Below are 15,410 nucleotides of genomic sequence, written 5' to 3'. Positions count from 1 at the left end.
GATCCACTCGATACACCGATCGTCGTCCCGCGTGCTTTCGACACCCCAAAGGTCGTCCGGGCGGTAGTGTGGGTATGGTCTCGGTCGCCGACATCGTCGGCTTGCTCGTCGTCGTCGGCGTCAACACCGCCGTCGCCGCGCTCGCCACACGATTTCTGCGCGTGCAGCTCACCACCCGCTGGGGCACCGCTATCTACGTCGTCGTCCTCGTTCCCGCCATCCAACTACTCGTCACGCTCGGACTGACCGGTCCGCTCGGGCTCGGCCCCGATCTCGGCAGTTCGCTCACCGTCGTCGGCGTCGCGGTCGCGCTGCCGTTCGCGCTCGGGGTCGCCTTCGATTATTTCTGGATGCCCACGCCCGCCGAGGTTGAGCTACCCGAGCGCCTCGAACGGTCTTAGTCGAGCAGTCGATCGAGCGCCGTCTCAGCTGCATCGAGGACGTCCTCGGGCGGCTGGCTCGCATCGATCCTGACGAACCGCTCGGGTTCGTATTCGATGAGCGTCTCGTAGTTCGACCGGACGGCCGCGAGATAGCCCGCCTGCTCGAACTTGTTCGTCGCGCCGCTGCGTGCCGCACCGGTCTCCGGGTCGATGTCGAGATAGATCGTCGCATCCGGTAGGCGCGTCCAGGGTTGGTGCACCCCGCGGATGTACTCCATCGGCCGCTTTACCTCCCCTTCGAGCGCCGCGCCCTGGTAGGCGTAGCGCGAATCGGAATACCGATCCGAGACGACCAGTTCGCCGTCGGCGAGCGCGGGGCGCACAGTGTTGGAAAGGTGGGCGGCGTGGTCGGCGGTGTACAGAAAGAGTTCGGCGAGCGAGTCGGCGTCGGGATCGTCGATCGAGCGCGCGACCGTCTCGCCGTACCAGGAGTCGGTCGGCTCGCGCGTGAACACGCCGTCGTAGGACTCCCGAAGCGCCTCCCAGACGGTCGTCTTGCCGCTGCCGTCGATCCCCTCGATCGTGACGAGCATGGTTGTCGTTCGCCCGCCGACGGGTAAGTCTCGTCTTCCGGTGACGGTAGTTTTAGGTCAACTCGCCGAGTCATTCGGGTATGGACGTACTCGTGACCGGCGGCGACGGCTTCGTCGGACGCTCCCTCTGTGACGAACTGGCGGAACGCGGCCACGACGTGACGGCGCTCTCGCGCGATCCCGACCCGACGGTGTTCGAGGAGAACGTTTCGACTGTCGTCGGCGACGTGACGGCCTACGACTCCATGGTCGAGCAGTTCGCGGGCCAGGACGCCGTGGTGAACCTCGTCGCGCTCTCACCGCTCTTCCAACCGCCGAGCGGGACGAGTCACCGCGAGGTCCACCTCCATGGTACCGAGAACGCCGTGCGGGCCGCCGAGGAGCACGATGTGAAACGGTTCGTCCAGATGAGCGCGCTCGGCGCGGACCCCGACGGCGAGACGGCGTACATTCGCACGAAGGGCCGTGCCGAGGGAGTCGTCAAAGATTCGGCCCTCGACTGGACGATCTTCCGCCCGTCCGTCGTCTTCGGCGATGGCGGCGAGTTCGTCTCGTTCACGAAGAAAGTCACGCCGCCGTATCTCGCACCCCTCCCCCGTGGCGGGCGCACGCGCTTTCAACCGATCTGGATCGGCGATCTCGCCCCGATGCTCGCCGACGGGCTCGACGACGAACACGTCGGCGAGACGTACGAACTCGGCGGTCCTGCCGTCCTGACGCTCGCCGACGTGGCCAAACTCGCCTATCGCGCCGAGGGCAAGCCCGTCTCCGTGCTGCCCGTGCCGATGGGACTGACGAAACTCGGCATGAGCGCGATCGGCCCCGTGCCGATGATCCCGTTCGGCCCGGACCAGGCGCGCTCGCTCGAAATGGACAACGTCGTCGACGAGAACGACATCGGGGCGTTCGGGCACGGCGAGTCGGAGCTGACGACGCTCGCGGCGTATCTCGGCATCGAGTAGGAATCAACGATCGCAGCAGTCCACGACCACCGGGGATATGACCCTCGACCCGTAGTTCCCGTATGCGCGTCGTCGTCCCGTTCGCCGCCGAGCAGCCGAAAACCCGCCTCGATGACTTTTTTACCCCCGCCGAGCGCCGGGAGTTCTCGCGCGCGATGCTCGACAACGTTCTCGCCGCCATTCGTGAGAGCGGTCACGAGCCTGAACTGCTCACGACCGCACCGATCGAACGCGACGTGCCGACGATCGTCGACGAGCGCCCGCTGACCACGGCCGTGAACGCGATTCTCGAAACCGACTCGCCGGTCGCGATCGTGATGGCTGACCTCCCGCTCGCGACGCCCGCTGCGCTCGCGTGGCTGTTCGACGCTCCCGAGGACGTGGTGCTCGCGCCCGGTCGCGGCGGCGGGACGAACGCGCTCGTCGCCCGCCATCCCGACTTCCGCGTCGACTACCACGGCACCTCCTATCTCGATCACCGCGAGGGTGCCCGTCGCGTCGGCGCGAGCGTCGGTATCGTTGACTCGTTCCGGCTCGGCACCGACATCGACGAGCGAGCCGATCTCGCCGAAGTGCTCGTCCACGGAGAGGGTGCGGCGCGCGCGTGGCTCGACCGCGTGGGCGTGCGACTCGTTCGTTCCGACGGGCGCGTCGGCGTCGAGCGGACCGGAAACGGCTGAATCGGGTCGGAGTTGGGACAACCGTTTTGTCGGACGATCGCCAAGTTTCGACCGCGCGAGCCGGTTCGCGCGCAACTGGTCGGTGTCGTCCCGTCCCCTCCCGACACCGGCTTCCGGACAGTCTTTTGCCTACCCGCCACGAGAGGCGTCCATGTCCGGTATCGACGCCGCCCTCGACGTCACCCGGGGCGAGCGCGACCGTCTCCGTTCCGTGGGTCCCGACGACGTCGAGCCCGCGTCGGCGCTGACGTTCGCGCGCAACGTGTTCGTCCCGCTGACGACGGCCTGCCGGTACACCTGTACCTACTGCACCTACTTCGACCCGCCCGGCGAAGCCTCGCTGCTGAGCCGTGAGGACGTCCGCGACGTGCTCGAAACCGGCGCGGACGCCGGCTGTACGGAGGCCCTGTTTACCTTCGGCGATACACCTGACGCGCGCTACACGGCCATCCACGACCAGCTCGACGAGTGGGGCTACGACTCGATCCACGACTATCTCCACGCGATGTGCGAGCTCGCCCTGGAGGTGGGGCTGCTCCCCCACAGCAATCCCGGCGATCTCACTCGCGAGCAGATGGGCGATCTCGCCGACGTGAACGCCTCGATGGGCGTCATGCTCGAAACCACCGCCGACGTCGACGCCCATTCGGGATCGCGGAAGAAGACGCCCGAACAGCGCCTCGCAACGATCCGTGCAGCCGGCGAGGCCGGGATCCCGTTCACGACGGGGATCCTGGTCGGCATCGGCGAGGACTGGGACGATCGCGCCGAATCGCTGCTCGCCATCCGCGCGCTCCACGAGGAGCACAGTCATGTTCAGGAGGTCATCGTCCAGCCGGTGGCCGAAAACGAGCGCTGGAGCGGTCCCACACCCACCATCGAGACGCTGCGCCGCACGGTGGCGATGGCCCGCTACGCGCTGCCCGAGGAGGTCTCGGTGCAGGTCCCGCCGAACCTCGCGCCCGTCCGCGAGGTCATCGACTGTGGCGTCGACGATCTCGGTGGGGTGTCGCCGATCACCGACGACCACATCAACCCCGACTACGCGTGGCCCGGCCTGCGCGAACTGGAGTCGATCGCCGACGAGGCAGGTGTTCCGCTGAACGAGCGCCTGCCGACCCACGCGCGCTACGTCGACGATGGCTGGCTCGCACCGCAGATCGAGCGCGCCATCGACCGCGAGGACGAGGCCAGCGAGCGATATCGGACGGTGCTCGGTTGGTCTTAGTTGACCATCGCCGCATACCGACGACTCAGGCGGATTCGCGTTCGCGCTCACGCCCGCCCTCACCGACAGGCTTTGCAGCCGGTCGAGAGTGAGCACCCTCATCCTCAGCGTTCCCGTCGTCGAGTTCGATGGTGAGCGGGCGAGCGAGGCGAGCGAGTGGGGCGACGATTCCCGAACGAACGCGTGCGAGCGTACCTGGCTGTGGTGGTGAGGAAACACGGAGTTCGCTCCCGGTGCGCGAGAGCAATCCGCGCTCGGCGAGCACGTCGAGCGCGTGGTCGATGGCCGCCTCGTCGACATCGAGTTCGGTCCCGAGTTCGCGCCGCGTCAGCGCTCGCTCGCGGAGTTCGGTGTCGACCTGTCTGACGACGTACTCCCGATAGACATCGTACCCGTCGCGATCGTCGTGGTCATCGGTGTCCTTCCAGCCCTCGTGGCGGAGTGTCTGGCCGGCATCGAGCGCCAACCAGCCGCCGATCAGCACGAACGCGACGGCCGCGCCCGAGTCGCTGGTACTGCCGCCGAACACGAACAGCGAGAGAGCGCCGAGAAGCGTCACGAGCGCCAGACCGAGCGTTCGGACTTCCGAACGGAGGTCCCATACCTCGGTGAAGACTTGGGAAAGACCGAGAATCGTACTGGTCGCAATGGCCATGCCGAGTTGCACTGCAGATTGATCGTAAAACCAGAACAGGAACACGGTAAGGGCGAACCAGACAAGGATGGATCGGGGCCGCAACCGGTTACTGACCGCAGCACGAGCGGAGTCGGCCATTGTGTGAAGGTCTCCCGCTCACGCAATCAAGGTTTCGGGCCAATGACTGTTCGGTGGCAGTCGAATCAATCGTCGGCGGGTGCGTGGCTCGCCCCGTCGAACAGCGGCGTCCCATCGGCCTGTGGTCCGAGTCGTGGTCCGTCGGGAGCATCGATGTCGATCTCCCGCACCTGTCGGTAGTCCGTCGAGCGCTCTGCGGGCGTCCGCCCGATCGCCGAAATCATCTCGACGTATTCGTCGAAGCTCCGGTACTCGCCGAACTCGCCGCCCGCGCGCTTGGTGATCTCCTCGGAGAGGATGGTCCCCATGAAATCGTTCGCGCCACACGAGAGCATCTTGAGCCCCTGCTGGTCGCCGTATTTCACCCAGCTCGACTGGATGTTGTCGACGTTGTCGAGGAACAGCCGCGAGACGGCGATCATCAACTCGTCCTCGTCGTCGCTCGCGCCCGATTCGACGATGCCGCGCTCGGCGAGCGGCGTGTTCGGATGGATAAAGGAGAGGGGAACGAACTCCGTGATCGCACCCGTCTCGTCCTGGAGTTCGCGCACGCGCTGGAGGTGTTTGACCCGATGGGCCGCGTTCTCGACGTGGCCGTACATGATCGTCGCGGTCATGTCGAGACCCACCGTCGCGGCCGCTTCCATCGCCTGCAGCCAGCCGTCGGTGTCGATCTTGCCCGGACAGATGACGTCGCGCACCTCGTCGACGAGGATCTCGGCCGCGGTTCCGGGCACCGAATCCAGGCCCGCTTTCTGGAGTCGGCCGTACACCTCCTCGTAGCTCCAGTCGGTGCCGCGGCGGGCGTGGTAGGCCTCCTCGGGCGTCATCGAGTGGAGATGCACCCCACAGGTACTCATCGCGTCCATCTGCTCCAGATAGGTGCCGGGATCGGTGTCGTAGGCCGTCGGCGGGCGGTAGTTCACCGTCTTCGCGGCGTCGTCGTGGCTCGCCAGGATTTCGTGATGTTCGTCGTCGAGCGCGAAGGCGGGATGGAGCCCCGAGACCGACGTGACCTCGTAGATGCCGCGTTCGGCGGCCTGCTCGACGATCTCCCGGGATTCGGCCGGTGTCTTGGTGAACCCGCCGTGGCTCTCGTCGGCATCCGATCGGAACTGTTGGGAACTGTCCTTGAAGTTGCAGAACAGACAGCCGGTGTTACAGGCTGTCGTGACGTTGTTGTTGAGGTTCGCGACGAACGTGACCTGCTCGCCGACCGCTTCCGCACGACGCCGGTCGGCGATTTCGAGCACCCGCTCCTTTCGCTCGGGATCGATTCCCTCGTCGTCGGTGCCGGTCGTGATGAGTTCGATGCCGTCGGCGACCGCGAGCCGTTCGCCGTCCCGTGCCTTTCGGAGGGCGTTCTCGAACGACTGATCGGTCGCGGGAACGCACTCGAAACCGAACTCCCCACGCGAGCGCTGCATGGTGTGACGGGCGCGGCGAACCCGTTAAAACCCCACGGTAGATGCGCTCAAACCGACTGGCCCGATGGCGAGTGATCGGTGAGCTCGCCGTCGAGATCGGCGAAACAGTCCGGGCAGACCATCCGTATCGTCTCGGTCTCCTCGCCGGGGCCGCTCTCGTCGATCAGGACGGCCCGACAGTTGGGATACTCGCTCGGGCTGAGGTCGGTGCCACAGAGCGCGCAGTCCGTCCCGGCGGGCGTCGGATCGGGCGTCTCGCCGGGCGGATCAGGGTCGGTGCCGTTCGGCCGCGGCTCCTCGCTCATCGGTCTCTCCCGTCGAACCGCGCGTTCAGTTCGTTCCAGCAGCCACGGCAGAGCCGGTAGGACGCCTGCTCGTCGGTCCCGTTCGAATGGTTTTCGAGCCGGATACGCCACTGTGACTCGCCGCGTGCATCACATCTGTCGCAGATGGTTTCGGTCATGTTCTGTGCGGTCGGGCGTATGTTTGGTGACGGAGCGCCCTATATGTTTGCTCGTGGGATGACAACCGCTTAGTTCGCCGCCGGCGAGGTCGCCCCATGACCAGCGTCAAGGAGTTTCGCGTCGAGCAGCCCGCGACGCCCGACGAACTCGGCCGTGGACGGTTCGTCTTCACCGACGCCTACTCGATCTTCGACTGGGGACGCATGCCCGACACGATCCCCGAGAAGGGCCGGAGCCTCTGTACGATGGGCGCATACAACTTCTCGCTGCTCGAAGCCGAAGGCATCCCGACGCACTACCGCGGCATCGTCGCCGACGGCTCGGTGGTCGATCTCGCCGACACCGACGAACCGCCGCGCGAGATGGCGATCGATCTGGCACAGGTGCCCGACCTCCCCATCCAGAACGGCGGCTACGACTACGGGGCATTCCACGCCGACGCGGGCGAGAACTATCTGATCCCGCTCGAAATCGTCTTCCGGAACACGGTGCCGGTGGGGTCGAGTCTGCGCTCGCGCCGCGATCCCCAGGACGTCGGCCTCGACGCCGCGGAGTGGCCCGACGGGTCGGTGGGATTGCCGGAGCCGGTCGTCGAGTTCTCGACGAAGTTCGAGGAGCAGGACCGCTATCTCACGCGGGAGGAAGCCGACGCGATCGCCGGTCGGGCGACGCTCGACGAGCTCGCAGCGCTCGCCCGCGAGGTGAATCGCGTCGTGACCGAACGGGCCGAGGAGGTGGGGCTGACCCACGAGGACGGCAAGATCGAGTGTCTCTACCACGACGGCGAGGTACGCGTCGCGGACGTCGTCGGCACCTTCGACGAGAACCGGTTTTCGTATCGTGGCCACGAGATCTCGAAGGAGGTGCTCAGACAGTATCACAAGCGTACCCAGCCCGAGTGGGTGGCGGCCGTCTCCACGGCCAAACAGGAGATCGAAGGGACCGACGGGACCGACTGGCGAGCGCTCTGCGAGCCCGATCCGGAGCCGCTCGCCGCGGATGTCGTCGCGACCGCGAACGACCTCTACACCGCCGGTGCGAACGCCTACGTCGGTCGCGAGCTGTTCGACGCGCCCGAACTGAGTGCCGCGGTCGAGGCTGCGAGCGAACTGGCGTAGTTTTATCGTCGGTCGGAAGCCGTTACGTGACGGACAGCGGAAAGCAGCGAGCCAGCGAAATCCCTCTCCCTAGAATGCAGTTGGGAGATGGGTCCGACCGACGGTATCCGAAGCGCTTTCGCCTACCGGGACCCGCCACCCGATATGACCGCCTACACCGCCGTCGTCACCGTGCGACTGAAGCGGGGCGTGCTCGATCCCGAGGCCGAGACCACCCGGCAGGCGCTCTCCCGGCTCGGCTTCGGACTCGACGAACTCCGTGCGGCCGACCGCTTCGAGATCGACCTCGACGCCGAGAGCGAAGCGGCCGCCACCGAGCGCGCCGAATCGATGGCCGAACGGCTGCTCGCCAACCCGACCATCCACGACTATTCGGTCGACATCGAGAACAGATGACGGTATCAGTGATCCAGTTCGGCGGCTCGAACTGTGACCGAGACGCCGTGCGCGCGCTCGACGCGGTGGGCGTCGCTGCCGAACGCGTCTGGCACGAGGACGGTCTCCCCGACGATCCCTCGGGCATCGTCCTTCCCGGCGGGTTCTCCTATGGCGACTACCTCCGGGCCGGTGCGATGGCCGGACGCGCACCCATCGTCGAGGCGGTCCGCGACGCCGCGCGCGAGGGCGTTCCGGTGCTCGGGGTCTGCAACGGCGCGCAGGTCGGCTGTGAGGCGGGGCTGACGCCCGGCGCGTTCACCACGAACGCGAGCGCACGCTTCCAGTGCGAGCACGTCCATCTCCGCGTGGAGAACGCCGAAACGCCGTGGACGTGCGCGTTCGAGGCTGGCGAAGTCATCTCGCTCCCGATCGCCCACGGTGAGGGACGCTTCGAGATCAACGAGGAGGAGCTCGCAACACTCGACGACGAGGATCGGATCCTCTTTCGCTACTGTGACGAGGACGGGAACGTGACGCCAGCGGCGAACCCGAACGGCTCGACGGACGCGGTGGCGGGTCTCTGTAGTGAGAATGAGGACGTCGCCGTGTTGATGCCTCATCCTGAACGGGCCACGCTGCCGGAACTCGGCGGCACGGACGGGAGAGGTGTTCTGCGCGCGTTCGCCGAGTGAGATCGGGCGACCGTGACTTTTTGTCCGTGAACACGGTAACAACGTACATGGGTGAACGCGCATGTTATCGTGCGGTCTGTCCGAACTGTGATCTCCAGCTCTCGATCGCCGACGAGACCTGTCCCGAGTGTGGGGCCGCAATCGACGTGGACGACTGATCACGAACTAACGAGTCTGCCGCCATCGGTCGACCCGTGGACGAGAACTCGTTTGAAGAGTCGCTATCGCGCCAGCGGCAGCCCGTAGCTCTTCTCGCGCTCCATCACCGCCTCCCAGGTCCGCTCGCACTCGCAGGACACCTGCTCGAATACGGACGGGTCCTGTCTGAGATCGAAGTCCTTGATCGCTGTCTGCACGTGATCGTCGCACTCCCCGCAGTTGTGTGGGCCCCTGTCCGAACCGTGGCCCACCGGATCGGAGATCACGAGCGCGTCGGCGTCCGCGGTCTCGTGCAGGACTTCGGCGACCGACCAGAGCCAGGGCGGGCGGTAGCCGCCGTCGTGATACAGCTCCTCGACCATCGTGTGGCGCTGGACGTTACAGGGGTTCATCGAGACGGTGTGGGCGTACTCCGCACAGCGCTCGACCGAGGCAATCATGTCCGCAACGGCCTCGCGCTCGCTGAGGAAGGGCGGTTTCATCAGGAGATAGGCCTTGATGCCGGCGCCCGCGTCGCGGGCCTGCTCGCTCGCCGCGACGAAATCGGCGAAGTCGAAATACTTGTTCACGCAGTCGTGGCGCACTCTGTCCGTGGCCGTTTCCAACCCGACTGCCACGTCGACGGTGAGTCCCTGCTCGGTGAAGTCGGCGAGCCGATCGTGTTCGACGAAATCCGGCAGCGATTCGACGACGATGCGCTCGCGATCGCCGAAGGCCTCGGCGATCGCTCGCCGGGTCTCGGCGGGCACCTCGCGCTCATCGAGGAAGCTACCCGACGTGTAGATCTTGATCAGCGGACACGGCTCGTCGGCGTGTTCGCGTTCGTGGTCGAGGCAGACGTCGAGTTGGTCCATGAGAGCCTCGTGGGCCACAGTTCCACCCTCAACGGATTCGGCGACGTAGCCACACATCGTGCAGCCGCCGGCGCGTGCCCAGCGACAGCCACCCGTGTTGAGGATGATCGTCAGACTGTCTCGCACGCCGTCGGGCGTGTTGTCCTCGTCGACCCAGACGCGGGTGGGTTCGTGCGGGTCGTAGGTCTGGTCGTTGCGCGCGCGGATCTCGCGCATCGCGGCGTTGTGGGCATCCATGCCCTTCCCCGCCTCGTAGACCTCGGGGCTCGGCTGGCTCATTGGACGATCTACCCCGTGGAGCGGCAAAACCCCACCGTCCCACCGATGGCCCGATCCCAACGCTCCCGTTCGCGCCGTCTATCGCTCCTCGACGTGACGGACGTCGACAGCCATCCCGCGGGAGGCCTCAGCCATTACGCGCCCATGCATCGTCGCGCGCCCGATCGCGAACGCCTTCGGCCCCCTGACGACGACCTCGTCGCCGACCCGGATCCCCTCGCTCGCGTCGACGATCCCCGGCGCGAGCACGCTGCCGTGAGGAACGAACTCGTCGATCTCGACGATCTTGGTCGGTGCGTCGCTCGCGACCCACCGGTGTGCGCCCGCGAGCGTGAGCGCGAGCGTCCCGTACTGGGGCACCATCGTGGCGAGATGCTCGTCGCTATGGACTCTGAGCTTCGGATAGCGTCCCTCCGTCAAGATCTCCTCGAACAGGTCGTCGCCGGCGGCGGGGCCGAACTGGTAGTCGGCGATGGCCCGAACGGTGTTGTGCTCGCGCTCGCGTTTGGAGTACTTGAGTTCGCCCGAGAGCGCGTCAGCGAGGTTCGACAGCGATTCGCTCGTCGTGGGATGGGCTTCGACCGTGTACTCGAACTCGGTGTCGAGGCTCTCCTCGACGCGCTCGGTGATCTGTCGGTAGTCGTCGGGCACGTGGGCGATCACCCGCGGGTAGTCGTTGCGTTCGAGATAGGCTTCCAGGACGCTGGCGACGAACTCGATCTCGCCGGCGCTCCATTCGCCCGTCACGACGGAGTCGTAGTGCTGGGCAGGGTAGGTACATTCGAGCTCCTGGGGCACGACGCCGATGGGCGAGGTCATCGAGACGGTGTGTGCCCGGAAGCCGATCGCGTCGTGGAACTGGCCATGGCTCTGGGACTCGCTGTAGGGCTTCGTCGCCGAGCAGGGCACGAGCACGAGCGGGTTGGAAAACCGGTTCTCGTACCGCTCGGTCACGCGCTCGGCGAAGCGCTGGATCTCGACCCGGCGGAGGCTCTCCTCGCTCGCAGCGAGCAGTTCGTTACGACGGGAGATCGGTGCGTGCGCTTCGAGATACGAATACTGCTGGTCGAACCGTCGGAAAGCGGCGGTGAGCCACGCCTCGTGGCGGGCCTGGCCCTCCAGATAATCCCGAAGCCGTCCCCGACGGATGCGCGCGCGGACGGTCGCGAGCCGGGCGCGGAGCACGTTCCCGTTGTGGGCCGCACAGTCCTCGCGATCGAACTCATCCACGCTCTGCTGGCAGGCCGGACAGGCACAGGGCAGTTCGTCGAGATCGACGAGGAACTGTTCGCCGTCGCTCGTGAGATACTTTCCCTGTGTTCCCTTCACGACCGCGCGATCGGCATCGAACAGGTCGACACCCGCGTACGCGAGCAGGGCGACGTTCGCCGGCGTCGCCACACCCGGCAGGTAGAGCGCCGCGTCGTCGGGGATCGCGCGCTTCACGTCGACGATCCCCTCGACGAACGCGCGGGCGTGGCCGACGAGCCCCTGTGCGTCCGAGAGGACGTAGGCGTCGCTGCCGTGTTCGGTCGCTGTTTCCGACGAGAGCACCGCAGCGCTCGGCCCGTCGATTTCGGGTGAGTCGACCGCGAACGCCGACTGAACTTCGTCAGGGGTGCCGGCCGGTAGCGCTCGGTGTGGAAGGACGGTGAGCGAGTCGCGGTCGCCGGCGGGTGTTTCGCGGGCTTCGGGCCAGAGGCTGCCCGCATCGTCGATCCTGTCGCCGACGAGCGCAGGCGTCGTGAGCGACTCCGTCAGTCGGAGTTCGCCGATGCGCGCCGGCCCATCGCGCGCGTGGATCTCGAAGAACTCGGTCATGGCTCCCCCTCGCCGCGCTCCTCGTATTCGTCCATCGATTCGAGCGGCGCGCGCCGAACTCGCTCGGGGATCGTTTCGAGCGCGCGCTCGGGCCAGCCTCGATGAGCGAGCGTGAACTCGGCGGCAGGGTTTGCCTCCACGAGTTTCGCCACCCCGCTCGCGGCGCTCTCGTAGGCCGCATCGTCGAGGCGCTCAGGTACCTCCGCGGTGAGCGGGTACGTCTCCGAGAGCGCGCGTGGAAACGGCCCGAACGGTGGGACGACGCGCCAGGATTGGTCGTACGCAGCGTTGGTATCGCCCTCGGTCAGCAAGATGTTCCCGTCGACCGAGAGCCGTGCGAGACGCTCGTGATGGCGGCGGACCTCCGGTCGACGGGCGCTCTCGGTGGAGAGATGGAAGAAGGCGTCCTTCGAGGTCGGATCCTCCGCTTCGAGCTGGTCGGCGTGATCGAGCAGCGCGCGGTAGCCGTCGAGCATCGCCGGGTGGCCGCGGGCGCGCGCCTCGACGAGTTCGAGCAGGTTCCCCCGGCGGATGGCCTGCTTGATGCGCCGGAGCTCGCCGAAGCTCACGTAGAGGTTGTGCTCGGCCAGGCGCGTCTCGCGCTCGTCGTCGGGCATTGCACAGAGTTCGTCGGGCGTGTGCGCGACACAGACCGGACATTCACAGGGAAGATATTCGAGCTCCGGGAGGCGTTCGGTGCCCCGAACGGTCAGGTAGCGGTCGTCGCGCGCGTAGAGCGCGTAGGCCGCCGAATCGAACAGATCGCAGCCGAGCGCGACCGCGAGCGCGAACATCATCGGATGGCCCGCACCGAACAGATGCACGGGTGAACTCGGCCCCAGCCCACGTTTCGCGGCCGCGATCACGTCGACCATTGTCCCGTACTCATAAGCGTTCATCAGCGGCACGGCCGCGCCGATCGGGTGGATATCGAGCCCGGTCGCGCGGGCGTCGCGGGCGGCGCGCTCGCGCAGGTCGGTATAGACGCCACCCTGCACCGGAGCGTTGACGAGCATCTCGCCGGTGTCGATGTCCTGGATCGATTCGAGTCGATTCTGTGTGGTCGCAAGCTCGTCGGCGGCGCGCTCGCGGCCTGCCTCGGGCGGCGTCGGGATGTCGATCGGCGTGCCGATGTCGGAGCCGATGCGATACTGGAAGTCGAGGATCTCAGCGCTCGTGACGTCGATATCGCCGTATTCGGCCAGTTGGAACGATCCCGAGTCAGTCATGATCGCGCCGGAGAAGTCGAGAAATTCGTGGAGACCCGTCGAGAGCACCTCCTCGCGGTAGTCACTCTGAGAAATGATATAGCCGTTAGTGATACATATCTCCGCGCCGAACTCGTTTTCGAGCCGTGCGGGCGAGATCGTCTGGAGGTTGGGGTTGACGACGGGCATGAGTGCGGGCGTCTCGACGACCGTGTCGGATCGCGGCACTCGAAGCTCGCCGATGCGGCCGGCGGCGTCGGCGCTGCGGAGTTCGAAAACGTCGTTCATGACGGGGTTCGGCCGTCGCGTGTCTAAGGCACTCCGCTTTCCGCGCCGAATCGGGCGTGATAGAGCAGGCAGAGCGCGCTGCGCCCGTCGCGGAGGTCGTCGTCCGCGAGCGCGCCGAGCAGGTCGTCGTATGATGCCGTACTGACCCGGATGGATTCGTTGTCGTCCAGTTCCTGTGAGCCCGTGGGTCGACAGCCGTGCGCGACGAAATGGTGATGGACCGAATCCGCGAGCCCATTGAGCGGTTCGACGGTCGTGAGGTGATCCATCTCCTCGGCGATATAGCCCGTCTCCTCCTCGAACTCGCGTCGCGCCGTCCGTTCGATACACTCGCCGGGCTCGACGGTGCCGGCCGGTAGCCCACGGTTCACGCGCTCGATCGCCTGTCGCCACTCCTCGATGATCACTACCTCACCCTCCGACGTGAACCCCAACACGACGACGGCGGCGGGTTCGGTGATCGAATCGAACGTCGTCTCGATGCCGTCCGGCAGACGAACCCGCTCGTTGACGACGTCGAACCCCGGACAGGAGTAGGCCGTATTCGATTCGAGTGTCTCCCACGCGAGCGGATCGAGGTCACTCATCTGAGAAATTCCCCCAGAAGACCGGTCACGCGCTCCGGAGCATCGTTTTGCACCCAGTGACTCGCCTCGGGAAGCCGTTCGATGCGGACGTCGGGCACCCAACGATCGAGTCCGTCGAGCAGTTCGGTGCCGAGCGCGCTGTCCTGCTCGCCCCAGATCACGAGGGTTTCGGCCTCGATCGTCGGATGTCGTCCGTTCGATTCCGCCAGTCCGAACCAGCGACGCAGTTGGGAGCGGCCGAACGCCCGGTAGTAGTCGATCGCCGCCCTGAGCGCGCCGGGGCGGGCGATCGCGTGCTCGTATCGCTCGATGTCCGACTCGTCGAACGCGGCCGGGTTCGCCGGGTCGGTTCGCAACAGCGCACCGAGCCAGCCGTCAGTTCGTTCCAGAATCGCCTCGGGGACCCGGGGAAGCTGGAAGAACAGCGCGTACCAGGAACGAGCGAGCTGTGCCGGCGAGCGCAGTTCGCGTTCGAGCGCTTCGGGATGGGGTGCGTTCAGCACGACGAGACGATCGAGGCGATCGGGTCGCCGATGGCCGAATGCCCACGCGATGACCCCACCCCAGTCGTGGCCCACGATGTTCGCGCGCTCGGCCTCGAAGTGGTCGACGAGTTCGACGACATCGTTGACGAGTCGATCGAGACGATAGGAACCGATGCCGGACGGTTTCTCCGAACGGTTGTATCCCCGAAGATCCGGCGCGACGACGTGAAAACCCGCCGCAGCCAGCGAGTCGATCTGGTTGCGCCACGCATACCAGAACTCGGGAAACCCGTGCAACAGCACCACAAGCGGATCGTCCGGATCGCCGGCTTCGACGTAGTGGAGCACGACGCTGTCGAGTGTTGCCCACTCGTGGGTCCACGGCTCACTTGCGGGGTCGCTCATACCACGTCACCAGTATTGATAAACTTCATGCAGCGATATCGAATTCGGGATTCGCCTCGGTGGGCGCTCATGCCCTACCCACATCCTCGCGCTCGACGCCGTCGAACTCGAGGACGAACTCCGGACCGAACGCCGATGCTGGCGTCTGGAACCCGGATTCGACATCGTTATCGCAGACGCGTCGGGCGATCTCGGTCGCGGTCCGTGCGGTGAACTCGTAGGTGTCGGGCGTCCGGAGGCGGGCAGCGACGCGCTTACCGTCGCCCTCGACCTCGCCCCAGATCCGGGTGGTGCTCTTGGCGCGCTCGTCGGCCGTCGGGCCGCTGACGGTCGCATCGACGATCGCCGTGAGTGCACGCTGGACCGGTGCAGTACCGAGCAGCGGCGTCAGCGGCCCCGTTTTCCGCATCACCGACGCAGCGTAGTTCGGAATCGTCGCGTAGGTCTCGACGTTCGGGATCCCGGTCGTGTAGTACGCCGTCGAGACGTCACCCCACGGGATCGTCACGGCCGTGCTCGCACCGCCGCCGAGGTCGATATCGCGGACCTTCCAGGCCGGTGGCACGCGCTCGATCCTGCCGTCGATGCGCGCCGCACCGCCCTGCGAGAGCCCCTCGATGACCG

At 66.5% G+C, this 15,410-nt stretch carries 16 protein-coding genes and 1 pseudogene; 7 read left to right on the top strand and 10 right to left on the bottom strand.

Translation table 11 applies throughout. The features are described 5' to 3' along the window. Positions 1-74: 74 nt before the first annotated feature. On the top strand, positions 75-401 hold the full coding sequence (locus C448_RS03285; protein WP_004051889.1) for a hypothetical protein: 327 nt from the start codon (positions 75-77) through the stop codon (positions 399-401). Here the strand turns inward: C448_RS03285 and tmk are convergent. Then, a complete protein-coding gene (gene tmk / locus C448_RS03280) occupies positions 398-976 on the bottom strand; it encodes a dTMP kinase (RefSeq protein WP_004051888.1) in 579 nt (192 codons plus the stop codon). The two genes, C448_RS03285 and tmk, sit on opposite strands and share 4 nt — an antisense overlap. A gap of 80 nt (positions 977-1,056) precedes the next feature. On the opposite strand from tmk, the gene C448_RS03275 reads away from it, so the two are divergent. From C448_RS03275 to cofG, 3 genes are all read left to right on the top strand, one after another. Beyond that, complete coding sequence (locus C448_RS03275) at positions 1,057-1,938, top strand: complex I NDUFA9 subunit family protein (protein ID WP_004051887.1); 882 nt, start codon at positions 1,057-1,059, stop codon at positions 1,936-1,938. A gap of 62 nt (positions 1,939-2,000) precedes the next feature. Further along, positions 2,001-2,618, top strand: a complete 618-nt coding sequence (gene cofC, locus C448_RS03270) for a 2-phospho-L-lactate guanylyltransferase (protein ID WP_004051886.1) — start codon at positions 2,001-2,003, stop codon at positions 2,616-2,618. 151 nt (positions 2,619-2,769) lie between these two features. Continuing rightward, on the top strand, positions 2,770-3,846 hold the full coding sequence (cofG, locus tag C448_RS03265) for a 7,8-didemethyl-8-hydroxy-5-deazariboflavin synthase subunit CofG (protein WP_004051885.1): 1,077 nt from the start codon (positions 2,770-2,772) through the stop codon (positions 3,844-3,846). A 25-nt stretch (positions 3,847-3,871) separates the two neighbouring features. Here cofG and C448_RS03260 read toward each other — a convergent pair whose 3' ends face one another. From C448_RS03260 to C448_RS03250, 3 genes are all read right to left on the bottom strand, one after another. Continuing rightward, positions 3,872-4,501, bottom strand: a complete 630-nt coding sequence (locus C448_RS03260; RefSeq protein ID WP_004051884.1) for a hypothetical protein — start codon at positions 4,499-4,501, stop codon at positions 3,872-3,874. Between the two features lie 185 nt (positions 4,502-4,686). Beyond that, complete coding sequence (cofH, locus tag C448_RS03255) at positions 4,687-6,048, bottom strand: 7,8-didemethyl-8-hydroxy-5-deazariboflavin synthase subunit CofH (RefSeq protein WP_004051883.1); 1,362 nt, start codon at positions 6,046-6,048, stop codon at positions 4,687-4,689. 47 nt (positions 6,049-6,095) lie between these two features. Next, on the bottom strand, positions 6,096-6,353 hold the full coding sequence (locus C448_RS03250) for a hypothetical protein (RefSeq protein ID WP_004051882.1): 258 nt from the start codon (positions 6,351-6,353) through the stop codon (positions 6,096-6,098). Between the two features lie 254 nt (positions 6,354-6,607). Here C448_RS03250 and C448_RS03245 point away from each other — a divergent pair, with 254 nt between their 5' ends. From C448_RS03245 to purQ, 3 genes are all read left to right on the top strand, one after another. Continuing rightward, positions 6,608-7,630 carry a phosphoribosylaminoimidazolesuccinocarboxamide synthase gene (locus C448_RS03245; RefSeq protein ID WP_004051881.1) on the top strand — a complete coding sequence of 341 codons (1,023 nt, stop codon included), beginning with the start codon at positions 6,608-6,610 and terminating at the stop codon, positions 7,628-7,630. A 144-nt stretch (positions 7,631-7,774) separates the two neighbouring features. After that, a complete protein-coding gene (gene purS / locus C448_RS03240) occupies positions 7,775-8,026 on the top strand; it encodes a phosphoribosylformylglycinamidine synthase subunit PurS (protein WP_004051880.1) in 252 nt (83 codons plus the stop codon). After that, a complete protein-coding gene (purQ, locus tag C448_RS03235) occupies positions 8,023-8,700 on the top strand; it encodes a phosphoribosylformylglycinamidine synthase I (protein WP_004051879.1) in 678 nt (225 codons plus the stop codon). Before purS ends, purQ begins: the two co-directional genes overlap by 4 nt. A 221-nt stretch (positions 8,701-8,921) precedes the next feature. Here the strand turns inward: purQ and C448_RS03230 are convergent, their stop codons facing one another. From C448_RS03230 to C448_RS03205, 6 genes and pseudogenes are all read right to left on the bottom strand, one after another. Next, on the bottom strand, positions 8,922-9,992 hold the full coding sequence (locus C448_RS03230; RefSeq protein ID WP_004051878.1) for an archaeosine biosynthesis radical SAM protein RaSEA: 1,071 nt from the start codon (positions 9,990-9,992) through the stop codon (positions 8,922-8,924). Positions 9,993-10,070: 78 nt separating this feature from the next. Beyond that, positions 10,071-11,813: an archaeosine synthase subunit alpha gene (gene arcS, locus C448_RS03225; protein ID WP_004051877.1), complete on the bottom strand. Its 1,743-nt coding sequence runs from the start codon at positions 11,811-11,813 to the stop codon at positions 10,071-10,073. Next, entirely contained in the window at positions 11,810-13,309 is a 1,500-nt protein-coding gene (gene tgtA / locus C448_RS03220) for a tRNA guanosine(15) transglycosylase TgtA (protein WP_004051876.1), read from the bottom strand. The genes arcS and tgtA overlap by 4 nt, the downstream gene beginning before the upstream one ends. Positions 13,310-13,332: 23 nt before the next feature. Continuing rightward, the gene (locus C448_RS03215; protein ID WP_004051875.1) at positions 13,333-13,896 is read right to left on the bottom strand and encodes an NUDIX hydrolase; all 564 of its coding nucleotides are present in this window, start codon (positions 13,894-13,896) and stop codon (positions 13,333-13,335) included. Further along, positions 13,893-14,786 carry an alpha/beta fold hydrolase gene (locus C448_RS03210; RefSeq protein ID WP_004051874.1) on the bottom strand — a complete coding sequence of 298 codons (894 nt, stop codon included), beginning with the start codon at positions 14,784-14,786 and terminating at the stop codon, positions 13,893-13,895. Before C448_RS03210 ends, C448_RS03215 begins: the two co-directional genes overlap by 4 nt. A 67-nt stretch (positions 14,787-14,853) precedes the next feature. Next, a pseudogene (locus C448_RS03205) lies at positions 14,854-15,410 on the bottom strand (saccharopine dehydrogenase family protein); the annotation flags it as partial.

The organism is Halococcus morrhuae DSM 1307 (assembly GCF_000336695.1).
GTDB classification, from domain to species: Archaea; Halobacteriota; Halobacteria; order Halobacteriales; family Halococcaceae; genus Halococcus; species Halococcus morrhuae.
The sequence above is the reverse complement of the archived record's forward strand: the minus strand, read 5'-3'. Positions and strand labels throughout refer to the sequence as shown.

Bases quoted from the DNA above. Each gene is read 5' to 3' on its own strand.
- C448_RS03285 (WP_004051889.1), top strand. From the start codon at position 75: ATGGTCTCGGTCGCCGACATCGTCGGCTTGCTCGTCGTCGTCGGCGTC.
- tmk (WP_004051888.1), bottom strand. From the start codon at position 976: ATGCTCGTCACGATCGAGGGGATCGACGGCAGCGGCAAGACGACCGTC.
- C448_RS03275 (WP_004051887.1), top strand. From the start codon at position 1,057: ATGGACGTACTCGTGACCGGCGGCGACGGCTTCGTCGGACGCTCCCTC.
- cofC (WP_004051886.1), top strand. From the start codon at position 2,001: ATGCGCGTCGTCGTCCCGTTCGCCGCCGAGCAGCCGAAAACCCGCCTC.
- cofG (WP_004051885.1), top strand. From the start codon at position 2,770: ATGTCCGGTATCGACGCCGCCCTCGACGTCACCCGGGGCGAGCGCGAC.
- C448_RS03260 (WP_004051884.1), bottom strand. From the start codon at position 4,501: ATGGCCATTGCGACCAGTACGATTCTCGGTCTTTCCCAAGTCTTCACC.
- cofH (WP_004051883.1), bottom strand. From the start codon at position 6,048: ATGCAGCGCTCGCGTGGGGAGTTCGGTTTCGAGTGCGTTCCCGCGACC.
- C448_RS03250 (WP_004051882.1), bottom strand. From the start codon at position 6,353: ATGAGCGAGGAGCCGCGGCCGAACGGCACCGACCCTGATCCGCCCGGC.
- C448_RS03245 (WP_004051881.1), top strand. From the start codon at position 6,608: ATGACCAGCGTCAAGGAGTTTCGCGTCGAGCAGCCCGCGACGCCCGAC.
- purS (WP_004051880.1), top strand. From the start codon at position 7,775: ATGACCGCCTACACCGCCGTCGTCACCGTGCGACTGAAGCGGGGCGTG.
- purQ (WP_004051879.1), top strand. From the start codon at position 8,023: ATGACGGTATCAGTGATCCAGTTCGGCGGCTCGAACTGTGACCGAGAC.
- C448_RS03230 (WP_004051878.1), bottom strand. From the start codon at position 9,992: ATGAGCCAGCCGAGCCCCGAGGTCTACGAGGCGGGGAAGGGCATGGAT.
- arcS (WP_004051877.1), bottom strand. From the start codon at position 11,813: ATGACCGAGTTCTTCGAGATCCACGCGCGCGATGGGCCGGCGCGCATC.
- tgtA (WP_004051876.1), bottom strand. From the start codon at position 13,309: ATGAACGACGTTTTCGAACTCCGCAGCGCCGACGCCGCCGGCCGCATC.
- C448_RS03215 (WP_004051875.1), bottom strand. From the start codon at position 13,896: ATGAGTGACCTCGATCCGCTCGCGTGGGAGACACTCGAATCGAATACG.
- C448_RS03210 (WP_004051874.1), bottom strand. From the start codon at position 14,786: ATGAGCGACCCCGCAAGTGAGCCGTGGACCCACGAGTGGGCAACACTC.